Consider the following 20,156-nt stretch of genomic DNA (forward strand, 5'->3'; position numbering starts at 1 on the left):
TCTTTCTTTTGTATAAGTTGATTTGTCCAGCTCCAGCGGCTAGCCCTCCAGCTGCTTCACCGGTTCAGTCAAAGTCAAAGAGCGACTTTGCCAGTCCCGGTTCCACCGTCTCTCAGTGCTGAACAAGCCATTTGCGCTTTCCTAATAAAATTTACCAAAACCTACTATTTTAGGAGGGAGAAGGATGTTAAAATAGTTCTCTGTGAGTATAAAAATGAAACTCAAGAGGAGAACTGTCTTAAAGATGAAAACCGACCAAACGAAGCTTGTTCATAAGCATGAGGAATTATTATTTGTTTTCTGTTTAATTGCGAGTCTTGCTATTATTTTATCACTGCTTTTATCCGTTATAGGTGCTGTCATCCTGGTTGTGCTCGGCCTGATCACTTGGTTCAGCCATGCTATTTCCATGGCGCATATACAAGTAAACGGGGTGAGATTAAGAGAAACCCAGTTTCCGTCTTTATATGAGAGAACGAAACAGATCAGTGAAGCAATGGGCTTGAAAAAAATGCCCGAGGTGTACATTGTTGAATCCGGCGGAATCCTGAATGCCTTTGCAACAAGGATATTCAGTCAGTTTGGAAAAGATTTTGTGATTTTGTATTCAGATTTTGTGGAGCTTGCAGAGGACGGCCGCGAAGATGAGGTTGAATACGTAATTGCACATGAGCTTGCCCACATTAAAAGAAACCATATCGGGAAAAACTTTTATGTGTTTCCTGCCATGTGGGTACCATTTCTTGGAGAAGCGTATTCCAGAGCGTGTGAGTATACGTGCGACCGGATGGCGGTTCATTATACGCAGAAACCGGACCGTGCCATTCAGGCTTTATTGGTGTTTGCGGCTGGAAAACGGTTGTTTAAAAATATTCAGCTGCCGGAATTCCTTGAGCAGTATAACGAAAAAAAGGGGTTTTTAGTAACCTTAATGGAGCTCGTTTCCACCCATCCTCCGCTTCCAAAGAGAATTGCTGCAATTGAAAACTTTGCAGGGCTGCCTGAAACAGCAAAGCTTAAGAAAAGTACGAAATATGTGCTTATTATGGCGCTTGGCGCTGGGATTCTTCTTCCGGCTGCATTCACCGCGCTTGGAATATATGCGTTTACAAGCTTTGAAACTGCTATGGAAGATAGCGGTATTCTGGAGGATGACAGCGAATATGAGGACGTAGAGAATACTCCACTATATAAAGCCGCTGAAGAGGGAAATGCGGAGGAAGTAACAAAACTCATTGAAGAAGGCGCAGATCCGAATGAGCAAAATGAAATAGGAGAAACCCCTTTAGCAGGAGCGGTGTATAGCGGAGATTCTAAAATGGTCGCTATATTGCTTGAGAATGGTGCAGATCCTAAAATAGAAGATCAGTATGGATACATTCCATTAACATCGGCTGCAGAACTTGAAGACGTTGAAATAGCTAAAATGCTGCTTGAAGCAGGATCAGATCCAAACCATGAAAACAGCGATGGACTGACTGCTTTTGATATCGCTCAAGACTATGGAAATGAAGAATTCCTAGAGCTGTTAAATCAATATAATTAAAACGAGAGGCACTCCCTTCCGCAGGGGTGCCTTTCATTATCATTAACCCCTAAACATAATTAAAATACCGGTCTTCCAAAATCCTCACATGATGCCGCTCATGTCCAGCGATAATTGCCGCTAGCGCAAGAACGGTTACAGGTCCCCCGTTGGCTCTCCCGCGAAGCACCCAGGCATCACGATGCAGTCCTTTCAGTAAAGCGATGGTCGCAAGGCGGACAGCCTTTAGATTTTCCACCAGCTGAGCTAACGAAATCTCATTAAACCGGGCGTTCTGGACGTAGCTTTCATCATCATATCCGGGAAATTCATTTTGTTCGCCGCGGGAAATACCGAGCAGACGGTAAGCCATGATCCGTTCAGTATCAGCAATGTGGCCGATGACTTCCTTGATGGTCCATTTTTCGGGTGCATACTGATATAGCGCCTTTTCATCAGATAAACCCTCAAGCAGACTGACTGTCTGTTTCAGCTGCTCACAGAGAAGGACGATCAGGTCCCCCTCAGGAATTTGTTCTATATACGATTGGTAGTGCGGATGATAGTCATTTTTCTCCGGCCGCATTAGCAAAGGGACCACTCCTTTATACTTATACATTCAAATTCTATTATACTCGAACGGGCATGATTAAAGGTTCGCATGTCTATAATGGTTATATATACGCCTCTGGTCTTAACTTCCGATACCTTTCCAGGTCTATGGAAGAAACGGGGCAAATCGTGTACGATAAAGACAAGAAAGATGAAACCGGAAACTGTACCCATTCGTATAAAGAGTAAGATTTTATGTCAGGAGTCGATTGAATATGAATCGGTTGATCCCGCATGTTGCAGGAGTGTTTACGGCCATGCCGGTTATGATGACCGTCTGGCTGATCAGCTTTTTCCCTTTGTCCCAGCCTTATTTCGCTGCATCCGGAATTTCCTTGCTGGGCGGCGCGCTCACTTACGGAACGGCTGCCGCAATCGTCCATGCCCGCTATCTGAAGAAGCATGAGCTCACGCGAAGCGAATACCGTTATATACAGAAGAACTTAAAAGAAGCGAAACGTAAAATCAATCGCCTCAGCCGGGCGCTCTTTTCAATCCGCAGTATTTCTCTTTTAAAGCAGAGAGTGGATTTGCTCCGAGTGGTACGAAAAATTTACCGCCTTGCCGAAAAAGATCCGCAGCGATTTTACCGGGCAGAGCCGTTTTTTTACAAGCATTTGGACTCTGCAGTCGAGCTTACAGAACGGTATGCGTTTCTATCCGCGCAGCCGAGGAAGAGTGATGAAATTCATTCGTCGCTAAAGGAATCAAACCGGACCCTGAAGGAGCTTCTTTATACGATTGAACAGGATCTGTATCACGTTCTATCCGATGATATCAGTCAGCTGCATTTCGAAATGGATGTGGCAAAGCAATCCATCGATCAGGCGAAGGATTTAAAATGAGTCTGCAGGAACGTTCATTTTCAGATGGGGAACGGCTGAGGATTCTTGAGACGGCAGCGCAAATCAATCCCGGAATGGGAGAAGAAATTGCGTCCTACGGCGTGCCTGCCCAAGCTGGTCTTCTCACATTGTCCAATAAAATGATGCATTATGTGAAGGAGAAAGACCGCGGGAATGCAGGTATGATTATCCGTGATTTGATGAAAAAGCTGGATGAAGCGGATCCGGACCGGGGGAGAGGATCCGGTATCATGACGAAACTGTTCAAAAAATCCCCTTCCTCCCAGGAACTTCTGTCGAGGTACCATAAAATGAGTGCCCAGTTGGACCGTGTCACGCTGAAGCTTGAAAACAGCAAAAACGTCCTGCTCGCAGACGTTGCGATGCTGGATGAATTATTTGCTCAAAATCAGTCCTTTTTTAAGGAATTGAACGTGTATATAGAAGCAGCTGAATTAAAGCTTCGGGAGCTTCAGCAGGAAGTGATTCCGGAATTGGAGATATCAAAAGACCCGGTGCACAAGCAAAAGGGAGAAGACACCGCCCGCTTTGCTGAGCGGCTGGACCGCCGGCTGTATGATCTGAAGGTAAGCAGAGAAATCACACGGCAAAGCGCTCCGCAAATCCGGCTTATCCAGCAAACCAATCAGCTGCTGATTGATAAAATCCAATCGTCTATCCTGACCGCTATCCCGCTATGGAAAAATCAGATCACGATGGAGTCAGCTATGCTTAGACAAAAGAAAGCGAGAGAGACTCAGGCCGATATGAACCGGATGGAAGAGGGGGCAGCCGGGAAGCCTTTGAACGACACGAAGGAAGAGCTGCGCAGAAATCTGGAAGACTCGCTGAAAATACAAGAGACAGCCCAATTGCAGAGACAGGCTGCAGAGGCAGGCCTTGCTGCAGGGCCCTTAACAGAAAAATAAAGATGTGTGAATCGAGTGTGAAGCCGCATAGTTTATCACTCGATTTTTTTAAAGTGAAAGCTAGTGCTTTATATGGATATTTAAGGAATATTAATGGTATAATTATCCTGTATTCTTAGAATAATTGCACATGTTTAAGGCGCAGGCAAAGCAATGGTAAACGTGGTAAGATTCTCGTCTGACGCACACGTAATGGAGCCTCCATGCTTTTCTACGATTTTTTTGCATACAAAGAGTCCTATTCCGGTACCGAGTTCTTTAGTTGTGAAGAAGGGTTCGAAGATGTTTTTAATGTTTTCAGCCGGAATGGCAGGACCATTGTTTGAAATGGAAATGATCGCCTGTCCGTTCTCCTTGCAGCCGTTGATAAGGAGGTTTCGAGGCTTCTCTTTATACTTTAATGCATCAATGGAATTAATAAAAAGATTAAGCAAAACCTGCTTCAGCTCATCCCGGTAAGTGGAAATAACCAAATCATTTTCCATCCGGCTGATCACATTCACATCTGTATCCACAATGCTAGGATAGGTAAGCTCGCGTATATCCTCAAAAAGCTTCGAAATCGAAGAATCTTCCTTTTCCGTTCCGTTAAAATCTGCTTTCGACGTATGAAGAAATTGAGTAATCCGGAAGTTCAGCTGATTAAGCTCGTGATTGATGATATCAAGATATTGGAAGTTTGGGTAGTCATTCCTTAATAGCTTGATAAACCCCATAACGGATGTGAGAGGATTCCGGAATTCATGGACAAAGCTTGAGGACATCTGTCCGAGCAGCGCCAGCTTGTCCTTATGATTTTCATGTATATACGTGTTTTTTTCGCTTAATTCCTGGTTTTTCAGATTCGTATATTTCGTCACCGCATGGTAACAAAATAAGTCGAACTGATGATTAATGTGGTCAATAAAGAATTGCAGATCCTTAACGGGTATCTGGGAATCAAAGATATTCCGGATGATGATGCTTCTCCCTGCATTAACGTTGAACACAAAGTCGCCAATATTCACATTGGCTTCCAGACGCTCATTTGCCACCTTAAAGGCCAGCTCCTGAATGCCTTCCTCAGAAATATTGCCCACAATCGCATGTTTAATCAAAGAAAACATGGCCGACCCATTCTCCTTAATTTTTCCCTTGTGAGGATCCACTTGACCGATGAAAATCGTCTCATGCCATTCATTTAAAAAGACAGACTGCTGCTCATCCAGAAAGCGAACCAAAAGTTTTTTGTGTGATTCAAGTAATGACCGTTTCATAGTTTCTCCTCATTTCGCAGGATAGTCCTCTATTACTTTCGGAATAATTAGTTTATAAAGCTTTTCGACAAAAATAGCAAAACTCCTTCTTTGCGAGCGAATGTGCGTGTGCTTGAAAAAATAGAAAAAAGCAGAATCGGTCCAAATACATGAACGGTTCTGCTTTTTTTGCGGGAAAAATTAAGGTGTCTCAATCAATGCTTCATCTTCTTCAATCGTTTCTTCTTCAAAATCTTCATCCTGAGTAAGAGGATCCGTGTACATGTCCTCATCCTCTTCTAAATCTTCTTCAGGAATCTCTGTATAAACATCTTCCGGAACCTCTTCGGTGTATGGATCTTCATACTCCCCAGAGGAAGGTGGTACCTCTGTATCCACTTCTGGATATGCTTCCCTGTCATCATAGGTTTCTTCTTCTTCGTAATAAGGATCTTCATAGCTGTCATCTTCTTCAGCAGTATAATCATCATATTCCTCGGTATAATCGCCGCCGTCAAAGTAAAATTCGCTATCATCGTAAAGATCCTGGTAGAAGTAAGTTCCTTCGTCTGTATAAAATAAACTGGTTATTTCCTCTTCCGTCATTGGATTGCTGACCCAATCATGGATGATGGACATCACTTTAAACAGCGGAATACTGAATCCAATGGTAGCCTCTTCACCATGGCGGGCTGAATTAATTGCAATTACTCTTTCCGTTTTTCCGTCCAGGAGCGGACCGCCGCTGCTGCCTGGAGCAATTGGTGCTGAAATTTGATAGATTCCCTCGTACGTATGGGGTTCAATGTAGAACGTTCGGTTCACACCGCTGATATTACCAGTGGTAGCAGTATTTTCGAAGCCTTGCGGACTGCCAAGGGCAATTACTTCGTCGCCAAGTTTTGACTCATTCGTCTCTTCAAGCTCAAGAGGAGTCCGCCCGGCTAAACTGTCTACCCGTATGATGGCAATATCAATTTCATTGCTATAGCCAATCACGGTTCCATTATGGTCTTTTCCTTCATTATCCCTGATTGTCAGGTACAGAGCTCCTTCTGCAACGTGGGCATTCGTTAAGACGTCTCCTTTATTATTAATTAAAAACCCTGAGCCCTGTGAATATTCACTTAGAATGGTAAACACTTTTGGCTGTGCGTCATCAATTATTTGTGACAATTCTTTTGCCGGCTTTGGTGTTTCTTTTTTTACAGGTGGTGCTTCGGTATTTTTAATGCTTGTCGGTTTTACATCATTATTTTTCACATTCTCTGTTGGAGCATTACTGACCTTTAGTTCCTTGGCGGCTGTCTCGCGATTTGTAAGTTCCATATATAGAGCAGTGAAAACACCAGCGCAAATACACATAGATAAAATCAGCAGAGTCAGAAGCTTATAAGGTTTGCCTTTCAAGGAATGTCCGCAATGAGGACAATATTTTGAACGTTCCATGATAGCTGTTCCACAACTTTTACAATACATAGCTACTCTCCTTTTAGGACTATTAGACTATTAGTAGTTTAGTGTTTTATGGGATATTTTTCAATATGATTCTATTAATTGTTTCTCTTTTTTAAAATTTGGCTGTGTTAAAACATGGTGTTGATTTTTTGACACCTGTTGATTGGAGCGGAAGGCGTGAGACTCCAGCGGGAGCAGCGGGACAGGTGAGACCCCGCAGTCGCAAAGCGGCGAGGAGGCTCACCGCCCGCCCCGCGGAAAGCGAACGCCTGCAGTGGAAATCAGCAGCCAAGTCTAACATAGCTTAAAATTTAGTAATCCAAAAATAAATTTCCGCTTTTTGCACCTTAAAGCATCTGCTCTTATAATGGAGAAAGAAGATTAGAGAGAGGATGAAGGCAATGCTTCAACAGGCTCGATCACTGCTCGAAAAGCATTACGGATATTCGGCATTCCGGAACGGACAGGAGCAGGCGATTCAATCGGCGCTAGAAGGAAATGATACGCTTTGCGTCATGCCGACGGGAGGCGGGAAGTCCATTTGTTACCAGATTCCTGCCCTTATTTTTCACGGAACGACACTCGTCATTTCTCCGCTTATTTCCCTCATGAAGGATCAGGTGGATGCGCTTTTGCAAGCTGGCATTTCAGCGGCTTACATAAACAGCTCGCTTTCAGCAGCGGATGTTCATGATCGCATCATGAAAGCAAAGCAGGGGGAATACCGGCTGCTTTACATCGCTCCGGAGCGGCTTGAATCCTATGAGTTTATGAATCAGCTGATGGAGCTTTCCATACCGCTTGTCGCCGTGGATGAAGCCCACTGTATTTCGCAGTGGGGGCACGATTTCCGTCCAAGCTATCAGCGGATTCAGCGAATGATCACCCAGCTTCCGGTAAAACCGGTAGTAATGGCTCTGACGGCAACAGCAACCCCGAAGGTTCGCGAGGATATTTGCCAGTCACTGCATATAGATGAGAATCACTCTATCCTGACCGGTTTTGCACGGGAGAATCTATCTTTTTCCGTCGTAAAAGGACAGGACCGCCTTCCCTATTTAAAGGATTTTTTGAAAAAAAATGAAACAGAATCAGGCATCATCTATGCGGCAACAAGAAAAAATGTGGACCAGCTCCATGATCTATTAAACAAAAACGGAATTCGTGTTTCGAAATATCATGCCGGGATGAGCGATGAGGACAGAATAAGCGGCCAGGAGGATTTTCTTCTCGACCGGACGTCCGTTATGGTGGCAACCTCCGCGTTTGGAATGGGTATCGATAAATCCAACATCCGGTATGTCGTCCATTATCAGCTTCCGAAAAACATGGAAAGCTATTATCAGGAAGCTGGCCGTGCTGGACGGGACGGACTTGATAGTGAATGCATTCTTCTCTACTCCCCGCAGGATGTTCAGGTTCAGCGGTTTCTCATTGATCAGTCAAGCGACCGGATGCGCATGCCGCAGGAGCTCGAGAAGCTTCAGCTTATGGTGGATTATTGCCATACGGAAAACTGTCTTCAGAGGAAAATTGTTCAGTATTTCAGTGAGATGGACATGCCTCCATGCGGCCGCTGCGGCAACTGTACGGATTCGAGGGAGAGCCGGGACGTGACAAAAGAGGCGCAAATGGTGCTGTCCTGTGTAATCCGTATGGGGCAGAAGCGTTTTGGAAAAGCACTTGTTGCACAGGTGCTAACCGGTTCTCAAAATAGAAAGGTAATCGACCTTGGCCTTAACCAGCTTCCCACCTACGGAATCATGAAGGATAAAAGTGCAAAGGAAGTTACCTCATTTATTGAGTTCCTCATTTCACAGGATTTGATTGGGGTGGAGCATGGCACGTATCCGCTGATTTATGTGAACCCGGGTGGCAAGGACGTACTAATGGGGAACATGCCTGTTCAGAGGAAAGAGGCTGTACAGACGAAGACGCTTGCTGCAGGAGATCCGCTGTTCGAGGAGCTTCGTTCAGTAAGGAAATCGCTGGCGGAGCAGGAAAAAGTGCCGCCGTTCGTTATTTTTTCCGATACGTCTTTGAAGGATATGTGTGTAAAGCAGCCTGAAACCGACGAAGCATTCCTGCAGGTTTCAGGAGTTGGACAGCATAAAGCTGACAAGTATGGGAAGGCTTTTATTCAAGCGATTTTCCAGTTTAAAGAACAGAATCCGGAGTACAAAAGCGAGCTGGAAGAGGATGCCCCGCCTAAAAAAACGATACGCAAACTAACCGGGAACTCCCACTTGGAAACCCTCCAGCTGTTTAAAGAGGGAAAAGAATTCAAGGACATTGCTGAAGAAAGAGAAATCTCCATCCAAACGGTCGAGAACCATTTGCTTAAATGCTTAGAAGCAGGAGAAATCATTCAGCATGAAGAATTCGTTCCAATGAGGTACAGGGAGCAGATTGAACAAGCCATCCAGGAAGCGGGCACGGATCGGCTTAAACCAATCAAAGAGCTTCTCCCTGAAGAGATCAGCTATTTTATAATTAAAGCCTTTCTTGTTTTGAAAAAAATGGAGCCTGCATAATAGCGGAGGGATGAAGATGGACAGATTCGGTTTGTTCGGAAAATTGATGGCAAAAGAAGGGCATGGTGAGCAGCTCGCCGCCATTCTATTAGAAGCCTCACATGCAATGAAAGAAGTAACAGGCTGCGAACTGTATGTCGTCAGTGCAGCTGAAAACGAACCCGATGCTGTCATGGTGTACGAAGTCTGGATAAATCAAGAAGCGCACCAGGCATCTCTGAAACTTGAGGCAACGCAAAATCTTATTAAGCAGGCGAAGCCAATCATTGCAGGTATGGAAAGAATCAGTACATTGAAGCCGATTGGAGGCAAGGGGCTCTAAAACGGAGCCTTTATGCAGGATATTCGAATTGGAAACCCAAGAACGCTCGCTTTAAGAGTGAACCTGGGTTTTATTTTTTGCTCAAGGATGTTTTTTAATAGCGGAAGGTGGGAGACTCCAGCAGGAGCAGCGGGACAGGTGAGACCCCGCAGGCGCTCGGCGCAGAGGATGCTCACCGCCCGCCCCGCTGGCCGCTAGGCATCCTGCAGCAGAAATCAGCCATAACCCGTCCAAATTCAAACTGGAAAGTTCTCGGAAATAGCCTTAAAAACCACTTTTGAACAGTTCCTTATTTAGTAGACAACTTGTGACAGTATTCTCTTATAGTAGACATGCTGAAAATAAATCGATATGATATTGAATGAACATTCAATCAAGAAAGAGGTGATTCACTGCTTGGGCCAAACAGAAGGAAAACATGGCTCTATCCTGAGAGCTACATTGGAGCTGATCTCTGAGCATGGGTTTCATGGGACATCCATGTCAAAGGTAGCGAAAAGGGCAGGGGTAAGCGCAGGGATTATCTATCATTATTTCAGCAATAAAGATGAGCTGATCAATGAATTATATATTGGAGTAAAACGGAATTTTTCGGAGATGATTATTAAGAGGCTGGATGAAAGCCAGTCATTGAGAAAGCAGATCCGGGAGCTTGTGAAAAGCACGATTGAAGTATCTGTCCGCCGTCCGGAAGAGATGCTGTTTATGGAGCAGTTTTTGCAATCGCCATACAATCGTCCCCAAATTCAGGAGACCGTTAATACATACTACGAGCCCATTATGAATGTCTTTAAAAAAGCAAAACAGGAACAGATCATCAAGCCTCTTCCTGATCCGGTTATTTTCGCCCTTACGCTGGATGTCGCTGTTTCCCTCGCAAAGCAGCATGATGCAGGGACACTTCAAATGGATGACGTGCTGATTGAGAAAGTGACGGAGGCTTGCTGGGAAGCTATAAGACAATGACAATAAATATTTGTTGAATGAACGTTCAATGTGTAAATGAAATGAGGAAGTAAATTATGAAAAAAACAGTACTGGTTACAGGAGGAACAGGCTATGTTGCCTCATGGCTTGTAAAAGAACTGCTGGAAGACGGACATAACGTTAGAATTACGGTCCGCGATCAATCAAAAACGGTGAATTACAGACATCTGCTTGAAGTGGAGAAGAATTCGACGGGGAGTCTTGAGGTTTATCAAGCAAATCTGCTCAGAGAAGGAAGCTTTGATGAAGCCGTTGACGGCTGCGAATATGTCTTCCACACAGCCTCTCCCTTTTTCATCAGCGGGTTCCGTGATGCCAGAGTAGACTTGATTAAGCCTGCTCAAGAAGGTACTCGCAACGTTCTGGGTTCTGTAAATAAGTTTGATTCAGTTAGAAGAGTGATCCTTACAAGCAGTGCCGTAGCCATTTTCGGCGATAACGCCGATATGGACGGAAAGCCGGCCTTTACGGAAAGAGACTGGAACACAACGAGCTCTGTCACCCACCAGCCATACAGCTATTCAAAGACGATTGCGGAAAAAGAGGCTTGGGAGCTGGCAGAAAAACAAGACAGATGGGACTTGATTACGATTAATCCTACCTTCGTTCTTGGGCCATCACTCGCAAAACGAACCGATTCCACAAGCATTGCGACCATTCTTGATTTGCTGAAAGGAAAATACAAGACCGGTGTGCCGCGCCTTGTAAATGGGGTTGTGGATGTCAGGGATGTCGCCAAAGCACATAAGCTTGCCGCGTTTATGAACACGGCTTCCGGACGTTTTCTCCTTTCCAATGAAGAAGCGACCCTGCTTGACATGGCAAAGGTGCTGGAAAAGAACTTTCCTAAGCAATATCCCCTTCCAAAATGGGAAGTCCCGAAGCCGCTCATATGGCTGCTGGCACCAAAAATCGGACTGACTCGCCCCTATGTCTCCAAAAACGTTGGGATTCCGGCGAAATTTGATCACAGTAAGAGCGTACGTGAGCTAGGATTGACTTATAGAAGCCTTGAAACCACGCTCGTTGATCAAAAAGAGCAAATGGATGAGGATGGGTTAATTTAAAAATTGATGGATGGAATTCAAACAGTTCAAGCTGTTTTGAGTTCCATCCTTTTTGCTAATTAAATGCTAAAGCATGTGCTTATTTAAATGCCGCTTGTCCAGAAATCGGCTCCGCAACAGAGGAAGTACGGCTTTTCACCACATACGTTTTTACCATCATGTCGTGCAGTGCTTGTTTCCGGCTGGTGAATCCGGCCATAATGAAGCCTATATACAGAACGAACCCGCTAACCGAAAAGGATAAATACCTGAGGATTGACTTTCCAATCGTTAATTTTTCACCATGTTCATTAACAATTTTCAATCCAAGCAATTTTTTTCCTATAGTGCCCTGCCAGGAAGTTACCGGCAAGATGATAAAGTAGGCGAGAGCAACAATGTATTCTGCTGCGTAAATCAAGATGACAGGAGTTATACTCTGCGGCGGTTCTCCAAATATCATCGGTAAAAATGGAATGAAGAAAACGGTAAACAAAATTGCAGTGTCAATCAATAATGCCGCGGTTCTAATCCAAAATCCTCCGTACTTTACTGTGTGATTCATGTCCAAATACACTCATTCCTTCCTTTTTAGGTAATTATTTCAAATTACTGATTTTATTTACCCGCATGCTTCAGCGTCTAAACGACCACTTTCGATGAAGTCCTGCAAAACTATTACATAACAGAAAAATATTTTTGCATCTATAATAAAACAGGCAGGAATATTGACTAAATATTCAGTATATATAAAGAATATCAGTGAATGAGTCCTTATTCACTTTTGTATATAGATATTTAGATGGATAACGGGGGATGTGCATGGGAAGATTTGAGGGGATGAAAGAAAGGCTTCAAAACGGGAACAGGAAAGGGATGCTGGTGGCCCTGATTGCTGTTCTTCTCGTACCGCTTGTGTATGCAGCGGTCCTGCTTTCTTCAAGGTCGGGTCCATATGATCACTTGGATAACCTGCCAGTAGCTGTCGTGAACAAGGATAAAGGGGCGGCTTCCGGAGATGAGCAGATTAATGCAGGGAATGACTTAGTGGCCGATTTAAAGAAAAGCAGCAGCCTTGGCTGGGATTTTGTCAGCTCTGAAGAAGCAGCTGCAGGACTAAAAGATCAGTCCTACTACATGGTCATTGAAATACCAGAAAATTTTTCGGAAAAAGTGACAACCGTATTGGGAGAAAATCCGGAGGTGCCTGAGCTGCGCTACATTCAAAATGAGGGGCTAAGCTTTACTGCCGCTCAAATTACAAAGGGCGCTGCGGAAAAAATCAGAGAACAGCTGGGCGATAAAATTACGGAAAACTATACGTCAAAACTTTTCGCACAGCTTGGAGAGGTTTCAGAAGGTTTTACAGCCGGTTCAGATGGGTCCAATCAAATTTATACAGGATCCGAAGAGCTTCAAAAAGGGACAGGCCAGATCCTGGATTCTCTGACAGGCAAGTCTGCGGATATTGCGGCATTGGCGGATGGATCCAAAAAGCTTGAAGCAGGATCAAAGGAGATGCTCGACTCCCTCAGTGCAAAACAGGGAAGTATATCTGAGCTTGCAGCGGGTACGAAACAGGTAAACGACGGGACAGGAACGCTGCTCGAATCCTTAACAGGGAAGTCCGGAGACATTGAAAAGCTTGCAGACGGCTCCAAGCAGGTGAAGGATGGAACAGGGCTGCTCTATCAATCGTTAAAGCAGGGCTCAGGGAAAATCGATCAGCTTGCAGCCGGATCAGGTGATGCGGCTAAGGGCGCCGGAGACTTGAATGTCGGCGCAGCCCAAGTGCTTGAAGGACTGAAGCAATCGGAAGCGGGAAGCGGTCAGCTGAAGGATGGACTTGCGGTCCTTGCGCCTGGGAGCAGCGCGGCGGCAAAAGGCATGAGTGATTTGGATGCTGGGGCAGCTCAGGTATCTGCCGGTGCAAAGGGTCTTGCACAAGGTTTGGAAGCGTACCTTGCTAAAAATCCTCAGCTGAAAACGGACCGTGAATTTCTCACACTGCTTGAAACAAGCAAAATTGTAGCAGGCGGTACAGAAAGCATTACGAAAAATACGAAACTCTTGAAAGAAGGAACCGCACAAGTAGCAGGCGGCGTCAAACAAGCGTCAGACGGTGCGAATGCCCTGGCCGCCGGCATGACAAAGCTAAAAGAAGGACAAGCCCGGGTGAGCGGAGGGGCAGCAAAGCTTGCGGCCGGATCAAAAGCGATTGCAAATGGAAACCAGGCCCTTTCTTCTTCCTGGAAGGAGCTTACCTCATCAGTTGCAAAATTGAATGCCGGAGCTGCGCAAGTAAGCAACGGAAATCAATCAGTGAATTCCGGATGGAAAGAGATGAAGTCTGGAGTCTCAGAGCTGTATGGCGGTACACAAAAAATCTACAGCGGAAACACGGAAGTAGATGCCGGGTGGAGGACCCTTACCGCAGGAGCGGGAGATCTTCATACGGGACTGGTTAAAGTCAGCGGCGGAAATGAAACTGTCAAGAATGGCTGGAGCCAGCTGACAGACGGAGTCACAAAAGTTGACGCCGGCGTTCTGAAGCTGAAGGAAGGAAGCGGCCAGCTTGCAGACGGTCTTGCTAGCGGAGCCGAGAAAACCGGAAGCATTAAAGCGGGGGACGACAACATTTCTATGTTCTCCTCACCTGTAAAACTCGCATCAGAAACAGTAAATGAATATGAATTTTATCGTGACTCAACCGCACCTTATATTTTGTCATTAGCATTATTCGCTGGCATTTTGCTTCTTACTTTTGTAACTGATTTCAAAAAGCCTGCAGAAGCCTCCGGCATTGGCTGGTATGCGGGCAAGCTTGGCCAAATGGCGATTTTTGCCGTCATTCAGGCACTTGTCCTTTCGATCTTTACTCTAGTTATTCTGCAGCTTCAAGTTGAAAACGCTTTCTATTTTATCCTATTCGCTGTTTTCGTCAGTCTCGTCTTCATGATTATCATCTTTGCCCTGACCGCTGTTGCAGGAACCATTGGCCGATTCCTCGCCTTTATTCTGGCTGTTGCACAGATAACCACAACCGGAGCAAGCCTGCCGGTCATCCTGCTGCCTGAGGGAGTTCAAGCAATCAGCGGCTGGCTTCCGTTTACCTATACGATTGCCGGGTTTAAAGCGGTCATCTCACTGGGGGATTCAAATTTGCTTTGGGGAAGTGTATGGGTATTGATTGGTTTTGCCCTTGTATTTGGAATTTTATCTGCTGTAACGATCTTTCTTCCTGGTCGTGCAGCGGATGAAAATTCGGAGCTCAAGGCATAAGAGAAAGAGAGAGAACCAGTTTTCGGACTGGTTCTCTTATTCTTTAGCTCTGTTAAACTTGGCTGTTGATTGCAGCTAGCAGGCGTTCGCTTATCCTTGGACTGGCGGTGAGCCTGCGGGGTCTCACCTGTCCGGCTGCTCCCGCTTGCGTCTCATCAACATAATGCTTTAACATAGCCTATTCTTTAAACCGGAATGCCGTCTCCACTTGTGTGTGACGGTTTGAGCCAGGCTGGAAATGCCGTTGATAAACTCCTCAGTTTTTTGAAGACCTTCAAAATTCACTTTCAGCATAAAGCAGGCATTTCCAGCAATCCTGTGGCAAAACCCATTTACTCCCGAGTGAATTGAAAGTTTTTTCAAAAAAATGTTGCAGGCTGTAAAAAATGGTGATAACATTCAGCTCAGGAAATAAAATTTCATACTATTCAGATTGCACTCTTATCCAGAGCAGGCGGAGGGATTTGGCCCTATGATGCCCAGCAACCGACCGTAATTCCGTCGCGAGACGGGGCGCGAAAGCAAGACGCGCCAGGGTTTTGACCCTGAAGGCACGGTGCTAATTCCAACAGAAAGGTTTTTACTTTCTGAGAGATAAGAGGCTTTAGAAGACGACTTTAATTCTTCAAGCCTCTTTCTTTATGAGAAAGGGGCTTTTCCTATTTTTCCGGTAAGAAAAGCCCTCGAAAGAACGTCCGGAATATTTCTATTAGGGGGAGTAAGATCATGACAAAAAAATATGCAAAGATCCTTCTGGCAGCGCTTCTCATTCTCGCCATGCTTGCAGGATGCCAGCCGAAAGTGGGCGAGCAGGCAGGAACAAAAGCAAAGGCAAGCAAAGACAATCCGCTTGCAGGAAAGAAAATCGCCCTTATTATGCAGCAGAACCTTGGAACGTTCTCAGCTCAATACATAGAAGGCGTTAAAGAGCAGACCGAAAAGTTTGGCGGCCAAACCGTTGTGTTCACATCTGACGGCGATCTGGCAAAAATGGCGTCCAATGTGGATGCCGCGGTTAATCAAGGGTTTGACGCGATTCTGATTGATCACGGAACGAAGGAAGCGCTGACTGCCGGTGTCGAAAAAGCGATCAGCAAAAACATTCCGGTTGTTGCGTTTGATGCAGGGGTGGAATCAAAGGGTGTAACGTCGATTGAACAGGGTGACCAGCAAATGGCACAGATGACGCTTGATCAGCTGGCTAAAGATTCAGGCGGAAAAGCGAACATCGTGAAAATCTGGGTGGCCGGATTTGCTCCGATGGAACGCCGCCAGATCGCGTATCAGCAATTTTTGAAAGAAAACACAGGCATTAAGGAAGTGGCCGCATTTGGTGCCGCAACCCAAAACACGGCTCTCGATACACAGGCCCAGATGGAAGCGATCCTGAAGCAGTATCCGAATAAAGGCGAGATTACAGCTGTTTGGGCAGCCTGGGATGAATTTGCAAAAGGGGCGGTTCGTGCTCTTGAGCAGGCGGGAAGAACGGATATTAAAGTGTATGGAATTGACATGAGTGATGAGGATCTTCAGATGATCCAAAAGGAAAACAGCCCATGGGTCGCTTCTGCCGCTGTCGATCCGAAAGACATCGGACGCATTCAGGTCCGTTACGCTTATCAGAAAATCAATGGGGACAGCGTGGAGGAAAAAGTGAAATTGAAGCCGGTATTTGTGACGAAGGAAGCCCTTCCGAAGGAGCAGGTGACAACGAATGACCTGGATCAGCACGTGGAAGGCTGGGGAAAAAGCGAGCAGGGGTATACGGATAAGCTGAAAAAGCTGGAAGAAGGAAAATAACAGAGAAGGAGGGAGAAGGATGAGCCTTCTGCAAATGAAAAACATCTCCAAATCATTCGGCCGTGTTAAGGCGCTGAAGGATGCGCATTTTGAACTGAAAAGCGGGGAAGTTCGTGCGCTGCTTGGAGCGAATGGAGCGGGGAAAAGCACGCTGATGAAAATCCTGTCAGGTGCCTATACGCAGGATGGCGGCGAAATTTTTGTAAACGGGCAGCCCGTTCAGATCCGCTCGCCAAAAGAAGCGAAGGAACTCGGAATCGACTGTGTGTACCAGGAAGTGGATACAGCGCTCGTTCCTCAGCTGTCGGTCGCTGACAACATCATGCTCGACTCCTTCTCCTCCTCCAAAAAATGGACGGTTTCCCGAAAGAAGCTGAATCGAGAGGCGAAGGAGGCTCTGAAGCTGCTGCAGGAGGACCGCATTTCGGTTATGAAAATGGCTTCTGAATTAACGCTTGCCCAGAAGCAAATGGTTCTCATCGCGCGGGCCCTTGTCCGCAAGGCGAAAATCATTATTTTTGATGAACCGACGGCACCGCTGTCAATTGAAGAAACGAAGCATTTTTTCTCGATTATCCAGAGGCTTGTGAAGCAGGGAGTCGGCTGTATCTTTATCTCCCACCGTCTTCCGGAAGTATTCGAGCTTTGCAATCGGATTACGGTAATGAGAGACGGAAGCACTATTCAAACATTTGAAACAGCAGAGGTCACGCAGGAGCAGATTATCGAGACCATGCTGGGCCGTGCCCTCACCCAGGAAATGCAGGAGGAGGGAACGGAGATCGGCCGAACCCTTCTCCAAGTAGATGGGCTGGAGGATGAAGAGCGCCTGAAGGGCATTTCGTTCTCTGTTTCAGCGGGGGAAGTCGTCGCAGTTGCCGGATTAGTCGGAGCGGGAAAAACAGAGCTTGCCAAAACGCTTTTCGGGCTGAACAACTGGAAGAAAGGCAAGGTTCTCTTAGACGGGAAGCCTTATCGGATTAAGGAGCCTTCTGAAGCCATTAAAGCAGGATTCGCGCTAATCCCGGAGGAGCGGAGAAAGGAGGGGCTCTTCATTCATGAGTCCATCCAGGAAAACATGTCGTTTCCTCATTTGAAATCCTTCTCTTCGTTTTTAAAAATGAACCGGAAAAAAGAGAAACAGCATGCTGAACAGGTCATCACGGAGCTTGGAATCAAAGCGGACTCTCCTTTGACGCCTGCTGAAAACTTAAGCGGAGGAAATCAGCAAAAGGTTGCAATCGGCAAATGGATGTATGGAGACGCAAGGGTTTATTTGTTTGATGAACCGACCAAGGGGGTCGACATCGGAGCGAAAAAAGATCTATTCCAGCTCATCCGCCGATTAACCGAAGCACGAAAAGCGGTTCTCTATTTTTCGTGCGAAATGAACGAAATTCTAGGCATCGCTGATCGGATTCTCATTATGTATGACGGCAGGATCGTCAAAGAGCTGACAAAAGAAGAAGCCACACAGGACAAGATTCTGCTTTACGCAAGCGGTGGAAAGGAAGACATCCATGAAGGAAAAGCTCATCGGGTTTTTGTATAAATACGGCGCCGTCGTTCTGATGGCGGTTATCTTAATTTATTTTAGCTTTGTAAACCACGCCTTTTTCTCGTATGGCAATCTATCAGATATTCTGCGTTCGATTTCGATCGTTACGCTGCTTGCCCTTGGCGTAACGTTCACACTCATCGTAGACGGGTTTGATTTGTCGGTTGGAGCAACGATGTCGCTTGCCACCGTCATTTCCTCCTCTCTCATGGTATGGTATGAGCTGCCGCTATGGCTCGTCTTGCTCCTGCCAATCGGAGTCGGAATTTTGGTTGGAATCTTTAATTCTATCTTAATCGTTAAAATCGGCATACCGGATCTGCTGGCGACACTAGGTGCCATGTACATCGTTACCGGGATTCACCGGACGTACACGGAAGGATACTCGATTTACAGCCATATGCCGCTGACAGCCGGAGGCACGGCACCCGGAGAGTTTTACAAATCGTTCCTGTGGATCGGACAGGGACAGATTGCCGGTGTGCCTGTCCCGGTTCTCATCATGCTTCTCTTTACCGCCATCGTTTATTGGATCCTCAACCATACCCGCTGGGGACGCATCCTGTACATGACCGGCGGGAACGCAGAAGCAGCAAGGCTGTCAGGGATCAGCGTGAATAAAGTGAAATTCGCAGCCTATACAGTATCTGGCGTCTTCGCATCGATGGCAGGTATTCTATTTGCTGCCCGTGTCGGCTCAGGCCAAATCGACGCCGGTGCCTCCATGCTCATGGAAGCGGTCGCCGCTGTATTCGTCGGCTTCTCCGTCCTCGGAGCCGGAAAGCCCAATGCTCTCGGGACTTTCTTTGGGGCGGCACTGATCGGAGTGCTGCTCAACGGTCTCACGATGATGAATCTTCCTTATTATGCGTTTGAAATTGTAAAAGGAACGGTTTTAGTACTGGCATTGGCGGTTACGTATTTTCATGTTAAGAAGAGAGTTTAATAGTAGAAAAACGGGTGGCCTTGGGCTGGCCGTTTTTTTCATCCTCAAAAACTGGCAGCTCACCCCCAAATCCTGTCATCTTATGCTATTTTAAAAGAAATAACATCTCCCGCTATACATAATGAAGACAAGAAAAGAACTGAGGTGCTGCGATGAAGGTGATGATTGAAATAGATGGGGCGATGGAGGAGACCGTTATAACCATTCAGGCGAAGGAGTGGACGACTGAGCTTGAAGAGCTGGTGAAACGCGTCAAGGCCTCCCAGCCGGGCAGGCTCATCGGGGTGAAGGATGAGCAGTCCATATTACTGGATCCGGCGAAGGTAGATTTTGTGTATTCGGAAAACAGAAAAATTATTGCAGCCGCCGACCAGCAGCGGATTGAGTTAAAGATGAAGCTGTATGAAGTAGAAGCAATGCTTGCTCCGAGGTTTTTTACCCGGTTTTCAAAATCGGTGATTGGAAACTTGCATCAAGTTGAGAAATTTGAGCTTTCGTTCAACGGAAATCTATGTGTTTATTTTTACAGCGGCAATAAGGAGTATGTTTCAAGGAGCTTTGCAGGCGCGGTAAAGGACAAATTAATGGGAGGTTTTAAGAATGGCAGTTGAAATCCTTCAGAGAAGTTTAATCGGGCTTGGCATTTCTGCATTAATAACGTTTGGGGCATTGTCGGCATTGATCGGAATGGATATCAGCGTAGCGGTTTCTGAAATATGGAAGCATATGCTGGGAAGTATGATAATCGGTATATACTTCGGGGTTTCCTCTCTCATTTTTGATTATGAAAAATGGAGTCCTCTCAAACAGTTAGTCTGTCACTTCCTTCTTTCCATCACAGCTTATTTTACGGTCGCCATTTTTACGGGATGGGTTCCAATGACGGCAGCTGCTGCTTCCCTTGCGGCCGCATGCTTTGCCGTGATTTACTTTATCATTTGGTTTGCCATGCGAAGCTATTTGAAAAGAATGGAATCGGCGATGAATTCTTCACTGAGAAAGTAGGAGTTCGACACCGGCATCGATGAGGTGCCGGTTTTTTAGCAGTTGATAAACCTTCGAATAATAGGTTATTAT

17 protein-coding genes, 1 pseudogene and 1 riboswitch are annotated in these 20,156 nt (G+C 45.9%); of the genes and pseudogenes, 13 read left to right on the forward strand and 5 right to left on the reverse strand.

What is annotated here, in order from left to right:
• Window positions 1-244: 244 nt before the first annotated feature.
• Complete coding sequence (locus J9317_RS02545; RefSeq protein WP_211556260.1) at window positions 245-1,546, forward strand: M48 family metallopeptidase; 1,302 nt, start codon at window positions 245-247, stop codon at window positions 1,544-1,546.
• A gap of 49 nt (window positions 1,547-1,595) precedes the next feature.
• Here the strand turns inward: J9317_RS02545 and J9317_RS02550 are convergent, their stop codons facing one another.
• Complete coding sequence (locus J9317_RS02550) at window positions 1,596-2,117, reverse strand: DinB family protein (protein ID WP_211556262.1); 522 nt, start codon at window positions 2,115-2,117, stop codon at window positions 1,596-1,598.
• 235 nt (window positions 2,118-2,352) lie between these two features.
• Here J9317_RS02550 and J9317_RS02555 point away from each other — a divergent pair, with 235 nt between their 5' ends.
• Window positions 2,353-2,982, forward strand: a complete 630-nt coding sequence (locus J9317_RS02555) for a 5-bromo-4-chloroindolyl phosphate hydrolysis family protein (RefSeq protein ID WP_211556264.1) — start codon at window positions 2,353-2,355, stop codon at window positions 2,980-2,982.
• On the forward strand, window positions 2,979-3,911 hold the full coding sequence (locus tag J9317_RS02560; protein ID WP_211556266.1) for a toxic anion resistance protein: 933 nt from the start codon (window positions 2,979-2,981) through the stop codon (window positions 3,909-3,911). Before J9317_RS02555 ends, J9317_RS02560 begins: the two co-directional genes overlap by 4 nt.
• Before the next feature lie 134 nt (window positions 3,912-4,045).
• On the opposite strand, the gene J9317_RS02565 is transcribed toward J9317_RS02560, so the two are convergent.
• Together J9317_RS02565 and J9317_RS02570 are read right to left on the reverse strand one after the other, a co-directional pair.
• Window positions 4,046-5,167, reverse strand: coding sequence for a histidine kinase N-terminal domain-containing protein (locus tag J9317_RS02565; RefSeq protein ID WP_211556268.1), 1,122 nt, complete (start codon window positions 5,165-5,167; stop codon window positions 4,046-4,048).
• Window positions 5,168-5,347: 180 nt separating this feature from the next.
• Window positions 5,348-6,625: a trypsin-like peptidase domain-containing protein gene (locus J9317_RS02570; RefSeq protein ID WP_347880492.1), complete on the reverse strand. Its 1,278-nt coding sequence runs from the start codon at window positions 6,623-6,625 to the stop codon at window positions 5,348-5,350.
• A gap of 380 nt (window positions 6,626-7,005) precedes the next feature.
• On the opposite strand from J9317_RS02570, the gene recQ reads away from it, so the two are divergent.
• From recQ to J9317_RS02590, 4 genes are all read left to right on the forward strand, one after another.
• Window positions 7,006-9,138: a DNA helicase RecQ gene (gene recQ / locus J9317_RS02575; RefSeq protein ID WP_211556272.1), complete on the forward strand. Its 2,133-nt coding sequence runs from the start codon at window positions 7,006-7,008 to the stop codon at window positions 9,136-9,138.
• Window positions 9,139-9,154: 16 nt separating this feature from the next.
• Window positions 9,155-9,460 (forward strand): putative quinol monooxygenase, encoded by a 306-nt coding sequence (locus tag J9317_RS02580; RefSeq protein ID WP_211556274.1) that lies wholly within the window; start codon window positions 9,155-9,157, stop codon window positions 9,458-9,460.
• A gap of 396 nt (window positions 9,461-9,856) precedes the next feature.
• Window positions 9,857-10,426: a TetR/AcrR family transcriptional regulator gene (locus J9317_RS02585; protein ID WP_211556276.1), complete on the forward strand. Its 570-nt coding sequence runs from the start codon at window positions 9,857-9,859 to the stop codon at window positions 10,424-10,426.
• Between the two features lie 56 nt (window positions 10,427-10,482).
• Entirely contained in the window at window positions 10,483-11,514 is a 1,032-nt protein-coding gene (locus J9317_RS02590) for an SDR family oxidoreductase (RefSeq protein WP_249291962.1), read from the forward strand.
• A gap of 79 nt (window positions 11,515-11,593) precedes the next feature.
• Here the strand turns inward: J9317_RS02590 and J9317_RS02595 are convergent, their stop codons facing one another.
• Complete coding sequence (locus J9317_RS02595) at window positions 11,594-12,058, reverse strand: RDD family protein (RefSeq protein WP_211556278.1); 465 nt, start codon at window positions 12,056-12,058, stop codon at window positions 11,594-11,596.
• A 257-nt stretch (window positions 12,059-12,315) separates the two neighbouring features.
• Between J9317_RS02595 and J9317_RS02600 the strand changes: the two genes are divergently transcribed.
• Window positions 12,316-14,775, forward strand: a complete 2,460-nt coding sequence (locus J9317_RS02600; RefSeq protein WP_211556280.1) for a YhgE/Pip family protein — start codon at window positions 12,316-12,318, stop codon at window positions 14,773-14,775.
• Window positions 14,776-14,943: 168 nt separating this feature from the next.
• Here the strand turns inward: J9317_RS02600 and J9317_RS20480 are convergent.
• Window positions 14,944-15,102 (reverse strand): annotated as a pseudogene (locus J9317_RS20480) (hypothetical protein); the annotation flags it as partial.
• A gap of 111 nt (window positions 15,103-15,213) precedes the next feature.
• Window positions 15,214-15,376: riboswitch (SAM riboswitch) on the forward strand.
• Window positions 15,377-15,501: 125 nt separating this feature from the next.
• On the opposite strand from J9317_RS20480, the gene J9317_RS02605 reads away from it, so the two are divergent.
• The 5 genes from J9317_RS02605 (at window position 15,502) to J9317_RS02625 (ending at window position 20,084) form a co-directional block, all read left to right on the forward strand.
• Window positions 15,502-16,575, forward strand: coding sequence for a sugar ABC transporter substrate-binding protein (locus J9317_RS02605; RefSeq protein WP_211556281.1), 1,074 nt, complete (start codon window positions 15,502-15,504; stop codon window positions 16,573-16,575).
• A 19-nt stretch (window positions 16,576-16,594) separates the two neighbouring features.
• Window positions 16,595-18,127, forward strand: coding sequence for a sugar ABC transporter ATP-binding protein (locus J9317_RS02610; protein WP_211556283.1), 1,533 nt, complete (start codon window positions 16,595-16,597; stop codon window positions 18,125-18,127).
• A complete protein-coding gene (locus tag J9317_RS02615; RefSeq protein ID WP_211556285.1) occupies window positions 18,096-19,079 on the forward strand; it encodes an ABC transporter permease in 984 nt (327 codons plus the stop codon). The genes J9317_RS02610 and J9317_RS02615 overlap by 32 nt, the downstream gene beginning before the upstream one ends.
• Window positions 19,080-19,231: 152 nt before the next feature.
• A complete protein-coding gene (locus tag J9317_RS02620; RefSeq protein ID WP_211556287.1) occupies window positions 19,232-19,690 on the forward strand; it encodes a LytTR family DNA-binding domain-containing protein in 459 nt (152 codons plus the stop codon).
• Window positions 19,680-20,084, forward strand: coding sequence for a DUF3021 domain-containing protein (locus J9317_RS02625; protein WP_211556289.1), 405 nt, complete (start codon window positions 19,680-19,682; stop codon window positions 20,082-20,084). The genes J9317_RS02620 and J9317_RS02625 overlap by 11 nt, the downstream gene beginning before the upstream one ends.
• The last annotated feature ends 72 nt before the right edge of the window (window positions 20,085-20,156 follow it).

Source organism: Metabacillus flavus (assembly GCF_018283675.1).
GTDB classification, from domain to species: Bacteria; Bacillota; Bacilli; order Bacillales; family Bacillaceae; genus Metabacillus_B; species Metabacillus_B flavus.